The 10,097-nt window shown below is 60.0% G+C and carries 7 protein-coding genes and 2 pseudogenes; 4 read left to right on the plus strand and 5 right to left on the minus strand.

Features of this window, described 5'->3' with window-relative positions; translation table 11 throughout:
- Nucleotides 1-71: 71 nt before the first annotated feature.
- Both BM177_RS18630 and BM177_RS18635 read right to left on the minus strand, forming a co-directional pair.
- On the minus strand, nucleotides 72-350 hold the full coding sequence (locus tag BM177_RS18630) for an SRPBCC domain-containing protein (protein WP_091686693.1): 279 nt from the start codon (nucleotides 348-350) through the stop codon (nucleotides 72-74).
- Nucleotides 334-683, minus strand: a pseudogene (locus BM177_RS18635) (ArsR/SmtB family transcription factor). Before BM177_RS18635 ends, BM177_RS18630 begins: the two are co-directional and overlap by 17 nt.
- 182 nt (nucleotides 684-865) lie before the next feature.
- Here BM177_RS18635 and bchE point away from each other — a divergent pair.
- From bchE to BM177_RS18655, 4 genes and pseudogenes are all read left to right on the plus strand, one after another.
- Nucleotides 866-2,500: a magnesium-protoporphyrin IX monomethyl ester anaerobic oxidative cyclase gene (bchE, locus tag BM177_RS18640; protein ID WP_091686695.1), complete on the plus strand. Its 1,635-nt coding sequence runs from the start codon at nucleotides 866-868 to the stop codon at nucleotides 2,498-2,500.
- Nucleotides 2,472-3,140 (plus strand): bacteriochlorophyll 4-vinyl reductase, encoded by a 669-nt coding sequence (bchJ, locus tag BM177_RS18645; protein WP_091686697.1) that lies wholly within the window; start codon nucleotides 2,472-2,474, stop codon nucleotides 3,138-3,140. Before bchE ends, bchJ begins: the two co-directional genes overlap by 29 nt.
- Nucleotides 3,141-3,195: 55 nt before the next feature.
- Nucleotides 3,196-4,545 (plus strand): oxygen-independent coproporphyrinogen III oxidase, encoded by a 1,350-nt coding sequence (gene hemN / locus BM177_RS18650; RefSeq protein ID WP_091686699.1) that lies wholly within the window; start codon nucleotides 3,196-3,198, stop codon nucleotides 4,543-4,545.
- A 186-nt stretch (nucleotides 4,546-4,731) separates the two neighbouring features.
- A pseudogene (locus BM177_RS18655) lies at nucleotides 4,732-5,453 on the plus strand (IS3 family transposase); the annotation flags it as partial.
- 108 nt (nucleotides 5,454-5,561) lie between these two features.
- Here the strand turns inward: BM177_RS18655 and BM177_RS18660 are convergent.
- The 3 genes from BM177_RS18660 to BM177_RS18670 form a co-directional block, all read right to left on the minus strand.
- Nucleotides 5,562-6,131 carry a phosphate-starvation-inducible PsiE family protein gene (locus tag BM177_RS18660; protein WP_342028942.1) on the minus strand — a complete coding sequence of 190 codons (570 nt, stop codon included), beginning with the start codon at nucleotides 6,129-6,131 and terminating at the stop codon, nucleotides 5,562-5,564.
- 187 nt (nucleotides 6,132-6,318) lie between these two features.
- Nucleotides 6,319-7,638 carry an ISKra4 family transposase gene (locus tag BM177_RS18665; protein WP_175492707.1) on the minus strand — a complete coding sequence of 440 codons (1,320 nt, stop codon included), beginning with the start codon at nucleotides 7,636-7,638 and terminating at the stop codon, nucleotides 6,319-6,321.
- Nucleotides 7,639-7,913: 275 nt separating this feature from the next.
- The gene (locus BM177_RS18670) at nucleotides 7,914-9,302 is read right to left on the minus strand and encodes a DUF2254 domain-containing protein (protein WP_342028943.1); all 1,389 of its coding nucleotides are present in this window, start codon (nucleotides 9,300-9,302) and stop codon (nucleotides 7,914-7,916) included.
- Nucleotides 9,303-10,097 lie beyond the last annotated feature (795 nt).

A 10,097-nucleotide genomic window follows, 5' to 3' on the forward strand; every position in this document is an offset into this window, starting at 1 on the left:
CTGCAACGTCCTCAACCGCATGACCAGTCTCGGTATGCCGGTCTCCGTCCGGGTCAATTAAATTAACCCGCCTAAGCCCGAAACGAGCCGCAATTTCTATTCATGCACCAACGCTGGTAGACGCCGCCTTGCCAGAGTTCGCGCCCGCCGTTCTCCGGCCGCAGGCACCTGCGCCAGCGGCCGCCCGGCCGGAAATCTCCGCCGAGTTCGACGGCCGGATGATCGCGCGGACCCATCAAGTGACAAAGATGCGCGGGATCCGTCCACATTTCGAAAACGAGCGCACGCGGCGCGTCGAAAATCCGCGTGATTTCGAGCACGCGGCCCGCCAGTTCATGGTCGCTCTTCATGCGGGCCTCCCTTGACCTGCATCTGCCGAAGATAGTCGTCGAGACGATCGAAGCTGGCGTCCCAGAAAACACGATAGCGCTCCAGCCAGGCGGCGACTTCGCCAAGCGGCGCGGCGTTGAGGCGGCAGGGCCGCCGCTGCGCGTCGCGGGAGCGGCTGATAAGCCCGGCAGCCTCCAGCACCTTGAGGTGCTTCGAGATCGCCGGCCCGCTCATGTCGAAGGGTCGGGCAAGTTCCGCCACGCTCGTTTCGCCGAGGGCCAGCCGCGCGATAATAGCCCTTCGCGGGGATCAGCGAGTGCGGAGAGCGTGCTGCTGAGATGATCGGCCCGCATGAACTGTAACGACCAGTTATATAACCTTTTAGTTAATATGTGGTTTGAGGGCCGCTCACAAGGAAGCGCCCGCGTCTCAAGGCGCCCAGTGGCAGTTGCTGGAGAGACGGCGCCGGAAATTGATTGTCTAAAACTTTTGACGTGCTAATATGTCATTATTTAATGACACTTGGAGACGGTCCGTGCGCATCCTCCTCATTCACCCGAACTACCATTCCGGTGGCGCGGAGATCGCGGGAAACTGGCCCCCTGCGTGGGCCGCCTATCTGACCGGCTCGCTGAAACAGGCCGGCTATTCCGACGTCCGCTTTATTGACGCGATGACCAACGACCTGTCCGACGAACAGCTGGCCGCCCTGATCGCGGCGGAAAAGTCCGACATCGTCGGAGCGACGTCGATCACCCCCTCGATCTACAAGGCCGAGCGCGCGCTGCAGATCGCCAGGGAAATCCATCCCGGCGCGGTCACGGTCCTTGGCGGCGTGCATGCCACATTCATGTACCAGCAGGTTTTGAGCGAGGCGCCCTGGATCGACGTGATCGTGCGCGGCGAAGGAGAGGAGATCCTGCTCGATCTGGTGCGCGCGATCGACGAGGGGCGCTGGCCCGCCGAACGCCGGACGATCAAGGGGCTGGCGTTTACCGAGACCGGGCCGGAGGGCGCGAAGATCGTCGCGACCGAGGCGGCGCCGACGGTCAAGGACGTCGATGCGATCGTCGCCGACTGGAGCATCCTCGAATGGGAGAAGTACAAGTACATCCCGCTCAATCGCAGGGTCGCCATCCCGAACATGGCGCGCGGCTGCCCGTTCACCTGTTCATTTTGCTCGCAATGGAAATTCTGGCGCGACTACCGGGTGCGCGACCCGAAAAAAGTCGTGGACGAGATCGAGACGCTGGTCGAACAGCATGACGTCGGCTTCTTCATCCTCGCCGACGAGGAGCCGACGATCAACCGCAAGAAATTCATCCAGTTCTGCGAGGAATTGATCACGCGCGGCCTGCCCGCCAAGGTGCAATGGGGGATCAACACCCGCGTCACAGACATCCTGAGGGACGAAAAACTGCTTCCCCTCTACCGCAAGGCCGGGTTGATCCATGTGTCGCTCGGCACCGAAGCTGCCGCCCAGCTGAAGCTCGATCTCTTCAACAAGGAAACCAAGGTCGCGGACAACAAGAAGGCGATCCAGCTGTTGCGCGAGGCGGGCATCGTCGTCGAGGCCCAGTTCATCGTCGGCCTCGAAAACGAGACGGCGGAGACGCTTGAGGAAACCTACAAGATGGCGATGGACTGGAAGCCGGACCTCGCCAACTGGTCTATGTATACGCCGTGGCCGTTCACCTCGCTGTTTCAGGAGATGAGCGACAAGGTCGAGATTTTCGATTTTGAAAAATATAATTTCGTGACGCCGATCCTGAAGCCGCAGGCCATGGAGCGCGCCGAACTGCTCGACCGGGTGATGAACAATTACCGCCGCTTCTACATGCGCAAGGCCCTGTTCTCCTACCCTTGGGCGGGAACCGGACAACGCCGCCGGTATCTTCTGGGCTGCCTCAAGGCCTTCCTCAAATCGGGCGTGGAGCGCAAGTTCTACGATCTCGGCAAGGTCGGATATTGGGGGCCGCAATCGAAAAAGAATGTCCATTTCGATTTCGACGAGAGCCGCACGCTGACCCCGGCCCAGACCGCCGACTGGGCGGCGAACGCGGACCGATCGCGGAAAGCGAAGGCGCCGATGGCGATCGGGACCGCCTGCGGCGGCGGCACGGAGCAGATGACGGAACAAGATGACGCCAACGTTCCCAGCCTTCTTTAGCCGTACGCACGCCGCAAATCCTCCCGCTGAGCTTACGGCGCGTATCGGGCCAAACGCCGTAACGCAGCTTCACGCGGCGCTGATCGCTGCTGGTCTCGAAGCCGAGGCGGTCCAGTTGTTTTCCGCGGCGAGGGCGGAGGATTGGCTTGCCGATCGGCCCGCCGCGATGGTCGACGAGCGCCGCGTCGCGAGGCTGCACCGCTTGACGCGGACCTTGTTGCCCGCAGGCACAGCGGAGATGATCTTGACCGACGCGGGGGAGCGCACCGCGAATTATATTCTGGCGAACCGTATTCCATCCCTCGTTCAAACCGTCCTGAAACCTCTTCCCGCGCCTCTCGCGGCGAAAGCGCTCGCTTCGGCGATTAGCGCCCATGCGTGGACCTTCGCCGGCTCCGGCGTTTTCTCCGTCCGCGTTGGAAAGCCGCTTATTTTCGAGATCGCGGGCAATCCATTATGCGCCGGGGAGCGGCCCGGAGCGCCTGTCTGCGCCTGGCATGCCGCGGTTTTTCAGCGTCTGTTTCAGGCGCTCGTGTCTCGCCGCGCACAGGTGATCGAAACGGACTGCGAGGCGCGCGGCGACGCCTGCTGCCGCTTCGCCGTGAGCTGGGACCGGCGCGCGGCGGCGCTTGACCCCTAGGTCAGGAATGGAAGACTAATTCATTGCGTCGGCCCCGCAAGCGAGAGACCTCCAGATGACGTCCGCCTTCGACAAATATGCGACGCGCGCCGTGCCGCGCTATACGAGCTATCCGACCGCGCCTCACTTTGCGCCGGATTTTTCTGAAACTCTCTACCGAGACTGGCTCGCCGGGCTCGATCCAAACGAGGCCATCTCGCTTTATCTGCACGTTCCGTTCTGCAAACAGATGTGCTGGTACTGCGGCTGCAACATGAAGCTCACCGCGCGTTATGCGCCGGTCACCGACTACATCGATCATCTGCTCGCCGAAATCGACCTTGTGGCGGACGCCCTGCCCGCCCGAATGCCGGTCGCTCATCTCCATTTCGGCGGCGGCACGCCAACCGCGCTGCATCCGGCCGATCTGGCGAGGATCATGGCCCGCATTGGCCAGCGGTTTCATCTGACGCCGGACGCGGAGCTTGCGATTGAAGGCGATCCGCGCACGCTGACCGACGACATGATCCAAAAAATCGGGACGCTCGGCTTCAATCGGGCAAGCTTCGGCGTTCAGGAATTCGACCCCAGGGTGCAAGCGGCGATCAACCGGATCCAGCCTCCCAAACTGGTCGCGCACTCTACCAATGGCCTGCGCGCCGCAGGCGTGAGCCGGATCAATTTCGACCTCATCTACGGGCTGCCGCACCAGACCGCCGCGTCGCTGACGCAGACGGTCCGGCAATGCATCGAGATGACGCCGGACCGCATTGCGCTGTTTGGCTATGCGCATGTGCCCTGGATGGCGAAGAACCAGAAAATGATCATGGCCGACGCTTTGCCGCAAAGCGAAGAGCGCGCAGCCCAGGCGCAGGCCGCCGCCGACGCGCTCGTTGCGGGCGGCTATATACGGATCGGCATCGATCATTTTGCGCTGCCGGGGGATTCCCTCGCCATCGCCGCCGCCTCGGGACGGCTAAGGCGCAATTTTCAGGGCTATACCAGCGATTCCGCGCAGACCATGATCGGTGTCGGCGCGACCTCCATCGGCCGCACGCCCGACGGATACGTCCAGAATATTTCGGAGACGGGAGCCTGGTCGCGGGCGGTCGCGGCGGGACGGCTGCCGGTCGCGCGCGGGCACGAGATGAGAGGCGAGGACCTGCTTCGCGCCCATGTCATCGAAAGGATTATGTGCGACGGCGCCGTGGATCTGACGCAAGCCGGACGCGCATTTGGATACAACGACGATTGGTGGACCGGCGAGGAGGACTCGCTCGCCGAACTCGAAGACGATGGCTTGCTCGTCCGGTCCAAGGGCCAGCTGACGCTCAATCCGGGTTCGCCCCATTTCGCACGCATTCTGGCGTCTGTCTTCGACGCTTATCTCAGCTCAAACGCCGCCCGTCATTCGGTCGCGGTCTAGACACGGCGTTGGTGCGTGGATACACTCTAGATTGTATTTGTCCGGGTACTCGCTCTTTAGGAGCGGCGGTGACGGCTTCGGGCGCGGGTTGTAAGATACCCAGCTCAAGCCTCTCTGGTCCGGACAATCCATGCCTTATAAATTCAATGATGGCCGCCGCCGCAAGATCCCCAAGGCGAAATACCGGGTGGCGAACTGGCCAGGCGCTTCACCGACGAGAAAAAGTATTTTGTGTCAGAAGCTTCGGTCTATCGCCTTCTGAAAGCCCATGACCTCATCACAACCCCAGCCTATATCGTGATCAAGGCCGCGGAGGAGTTCAAGGACAAGACCACGGCGCCCAACCAGCTCTGGCAGACTGACTTCACCTATCTGAAGGTCACAGGCTGGGGCTGGTACTATCTCTCAACCGTGCTGGACGACTTCTCGCGGTATATCGTCGCCTGGAAACTCTGCGCCACCATGAAGTCGCAGGACGTCACCGCCACGCTCGACCTGGCGCTTCCGGGCTCGACCAGGTCACTGTCGTTCACCGGCCGCGGCTCCTGTCGGACAATGGCTCGTCATACGTCGCCAGCGATCTTGCGGAATGGCTGCAGAAAAAGAAAATAGAGCATGTCCGGGGCGCGCCCTACCACCCGCAAACACAAGGCAAGATCGAACGCTGGCATCAGACGCTCAAGAATCGCATCCTGCTTGAACATTACTACCTGCCAGGCGATCTCGAACAGCAGGTCGCCGCCTTCGTCGAGCATTACAATCATGCCCGCTATCACGAGAGCCTCGGCAATCTCACGCCGGCTGACGTCTACTTCGGGCGCGCCGAGAGCATTCTCCTCGAACGCGAAAGAATCAAACGCCAGACCATCGCCAATCGTCGCTTGCAGCATCAGCTGCATGCTGCATAAACTCTATCATGTGCCAGAGCCTCCGTTCCTGACGCCCGCAAGTTGTCTCAAATAACCTGACGACGGACAGCGACAAGTGCAAGTTGCCCCGAAAACCTGACGAGTCGCTCATTTGTTCAGAATAGTCTTCTCGCTGAAGCGGAGCATGAAAATCGAGATCACCATGACAAGGATGAGGCCTCCAAGTACGCCAAGTTCGAGCATAGTCGAATTCAGCAGCGCCTGTGAATCAGGAGTCCACTTCCCCGGTTGGCTGACTTGCGACGTTTCGAGAGTGATGACCAGCACGCGCCGGATTGAGGCGATGAGTCCGACGATCAGGAATGGTTCGCACACGAGCGTCCCCAAACGGAAGGACACGCGCACCGTATGCAGGATCTCAACCACCATCAGCACAAACAATAGCCGGTCGATGGTCAGAACGAGCGCATTCTCGTCGCCATGGTCTTGTACCGCGGTCCAGATCGACATGCCGGCGCCGCCGATCCCCATTAGAGCGGTCAGTGCAAGCAAAAGACCCAACACGATATAAGCCAGGATCTCGATTTCAAGGAAAACGGTGCTGGCGATGGCGCCGAAGCGAGTGACTTCCCTTTCCGAGTTCTCATCCATGTCCGTTAGCCCCGCGCCTTGGTTGATGCCCTTCGACATCGGCATGGCCGCCATCGTCGAAACCATTTCGATGACGCCTTCATCCGTTCAAGAACATTCGCCGGGCAGTTTGTCCCTGCCCGGCTTTGCTGGCAAGGCCGCGATATCATAGCGCAAACGCTGCCAAATACTTTGACGCAGACTGAAATAGGCCGGGCGCAATAACTGTCCCAGACGGGACGAGCCACGAGAGCATGCAAAACGGTGGGGACCATCACGCTGCGACCAGCGCGGAACGATTGTCGTTGTCTGCCTGGAACGCGGGGTACAACCGCCTGAACGATCCGCGAAGCGTGGCGTTGAGAACTGCAGTGCGTACGTCGAGGAAGGGCTGCTCGGTCCAGCGGTTCCAGCGCATCTGCTGCTTCTTGATCATGCGCTTCGACAGGATCTCGTTGACCGCGCTTTCGACAAAGGCGGTCGAAATCGGCAATCCTTCATGTCGACGGCGTCCATAGTTCACGAGCGCGTGCCGGTTGGCATGAAGATATTCAATCAGATCATTGACGTAGCGCCGGGTAGCGACAGCACTGCGGACGTCGCGGACGTGACCGCAATCGAGCCAATTCGCCGATTGTGCCAAGCGCCCGAGACAGGCGCTCGAGCGGCCGTGCCAGAGCTTCCACTTGGCACTCTCGAGATCGCGAACGGCGTAGGTACGAAGATAGGCGCTGGTCGTGCCTTGACCGATGCCTCGTGCCGCCTGCAGCGCGTGCTCAAAGCGCATGGCGATGTGCCGCCAGTCGAGAAGGAGTGTCGCCTCGGGCACGAGCTGTCGCTGCAATTTCCACAGCCCTGCGTCGCCGTCCGAGAGCACCGTCGCCGGGGTGCCGAGACGGACGCCAGCGCTCACCATCGCGTCGGCGAATTCACTCGCGGACTTGCTATTGCGTGCGAAAGCGAAGCGATGCTGAGATCCATCGAGGTTGAGCACCTTGCCGGCGATCACCTCGAAGTTGCGCTCGGGGCGACGATGCCGGCTGCGCAGGCAGCCGCCGTCGAGCCCGATCACGACCGCCGGGGTCACTGTGTCGATGTCGGGATCTGGGGCTCCGGCCGTACGCAGCCGCGCGATGCGCTCGCCGACCCGGCGGGTCCGATTGCGCACCGTGCCGGCGTTGACCGCGCCATCGAGGGGCGGCAGCTCGGCGAGGAACTCGGCGACTTTTCCGAAGGGAGCCAAGGCTGCGAATTTGGCGGTCACATAGGCGAGTTCAGGCGCGACGCCGCCTTCGAGCGCGAGCGCCGAAAAACTTCTCGGCGCTTGGGGAACGACCTCGAGGCAGGGCCAAATCTGGAACCGCCGGACGCGCAATGGCGCCTCACCGAACAAGGATCTAAAAGTCACCTGCCTATATCCGTTGCTGGACAGGTCGGACCCGCATTGCCCGCAGCATCGGTAACGCTCGCCCATTATTGCCGCTTGCGACCGGACGATTTCGGTCTGGATGGCGGCCGAGAGCCGTTTTGCCTCGCCGAGCGACAAACCGAGTGTTTCGGGGTTCGCCCAGTCTTCCCCCTCGACCCGCCCCACTTCGATTTCGGTCGCCGATCCATCGCCAAGATCAGCCTCGAGCTCAACCGCCATACGAGCTTTTGCATCGCTCCGCCCCCCGCATAATAGCAAGAGATTAACCGCGAAAACGAAGATCCCCCCCGGTTTTGCATGCTCTCCTTCGTATCGGCTACAGCCGGACCTTGGGCTATCTCACCGCCGATCCGGGAATCATTACGGTCATTGACCGCGCTGTCGCGCGCTTGGCCGAGCTAGCGCTTGTGAGAAAAAATCGGCTAATTCTAGGGTGAGCGTCAAACTTCCCTCAGATCATGCGCGAACGACCGTCCCTCCAATCGCTTCAATCGCTCGCGCAGTCTTGAAAGATCCGCCTCAGGGAGCGTTTCCTCACAGCCTTCGATCACACGCCGGCCACATCGAAACAGGGATTGCAGTTCTTGAGGCGGCACTCCAGTGCTCGCAATATCATCAAACGCCCGTAGCAGACGGAGACTCACGGCGATGTCGGCCTTGGCGTAATGACGAATTTGCTCAAACGCGGTATCGAGCAAGCCATCGAAGTCGATCCAGGGCATGACGACGCGCAAAACATGGGGCGGGCCGTGAAGATAGGTTCGGGGCGGAGAACGACCCGCCCATTTGATAAGGACCCGGCTAAGCTGATCAATGCAGCTGATCGCTGTGCTGGGGTCATTAATAGCGGGAGAAATCGCTCGCAAAGCCACGTCGACGATCTGAATGATCCCAAATTCCACATCTTGCTGCATCGTGCGAGCAGGACCAATATCAAAGGCCGACAGTAGCTCAGCCTCTCGATCTGGCGTCACCCGACCGGACTCCAAAACCCGCATAATCGGAACGCCGGACGGAACGAAATGACCGACCCGTCGCTCCAGGACGATCTGCACGCCGTAATTTTTTGCACGTTCGACAAGAAAGGGAACATCGACAAACCGGATGTAGCCTGACCTCCGGCTAACGATGAGCCGTTCGCGCGCCTTGCGGAAGGGGCCCCCGTGCTCTGGTTGCTCGGCTGGACCGCGCGGGTGTGGCATGAGGTCATCAATGACGAGCTCGGTCTCCCGGGCGATACGATCAACTATCTGATTGACGCTGATCGATTGCGATATGTGATGAATAAAGAAAATCAGCCAGCTGACGCACAAGAGCGCCAATATCATAGCCGTCATGACGGTCGCCACAGGCACGAAAGGACGAGGATGAGACCTTACGGCTGGTAGGGCCGCCATGCAGAAGCAATATGTGCCAAGAAAGATTCCAAGCGTCCATTGAGTGCTGCGATCTCTGACGAAACTGACGAGGATACGGGGCGAAAACTGCGTGGAGGCCAAGGTCAGCGTCATCAGGAGGATCGCGAAAATAATCGACACGACTGTCATGGTCGAGCTCGCGATGCCCGCCAGGATCGTTTGCGCAACCTGCGGATCCTGGTGTGACGGAAAGAGAACCTCCGGAATCCAGGCGTTGAGAGCCGGGGCGTACTCCTCGGCGAAGGACAAAATCGCGCCCGCGGCCCCGAGAAGAAGCGCGATAACTAAAGGCCTAACAAGAAATCCTCCGCGTAATGCATAGAGAGCAGAGCGGACGAGCAGTGACAGGCGCTTGTGCATGATCGGCTTCGGGCAATGAGATATCGTAGAAACGTATGCATCGTAACACATGTGAGTCAGCGCCGCGAATTTGACGCCATTTGATTTTTGAAGTGTATACAATGATCTTTCACGGTTCCTGATTTTTCGTTTCCAATCAATGTCAAAAAGCCACGCCGTTTATGCGCTATTTATGCAAATTGCTGAAATCAGTAATGCTTGTTTATGCGGGCGGGGTGCAGACTTTAAAACTCAAGCGGTTGATCCGTCAGCTGCGGCACTGATCAACATTGCCAGGTCACTCAGGCTCCGCAGGAGACAGCACAAATGAATTGGCGCATAGTGATAGACGCATTCAAGCGGCTTGACGAGCGGCTCTCTGATGCGGTGTACTTTCACGGGTGTACTCTCGCCGGCCTCGAAACGCCGTCCTCATCCTCAACGCGAAACCGTAAATGCTCCACACAGGAAGCGGCAAGCGACGGTCTTCATCACCATCGTGAACGAGGCTATGGCTACTCTGAACGGCAGTTTCAAAACAATTCACTCCGAAATTTGGCCAACGACCAACGCCAGAGCGGGGTCGGGGCCGGATGATCCGGCGCGGTCACCGCATCCTTGAAGAACTGATCCCGATCTCGATATCGGCTCCCGCTGAAATTAGGTCGCCAACCGATTGGCTCGAGCAGCTGTCCCTCGCGATCATGGACGACGGTGCGGAAACGATGGCAGCGCCAGAAAATAGGCCAGAAACCCCTCTAACCGTTAACGAGACGTTATCCGTCCTAGCAACCCTATCGGGCGAATGAGCGGCGAGCGCGATGAAGATCCTTGCGGGTAATTCCAACCGACCGCTCACGGAGGCAA

Source organism: Methylocapsa palsarum (assembly GCF_900114285.1).
In the GTDB taxonomy this organism is placed as follows: domain Bacteria; phylum Pseudomonadota; class Alphaproteobacteria; order Rhizobiales; family Beijerinckiaceae; genus Methylocapsa; species Methylocapsa palsarum.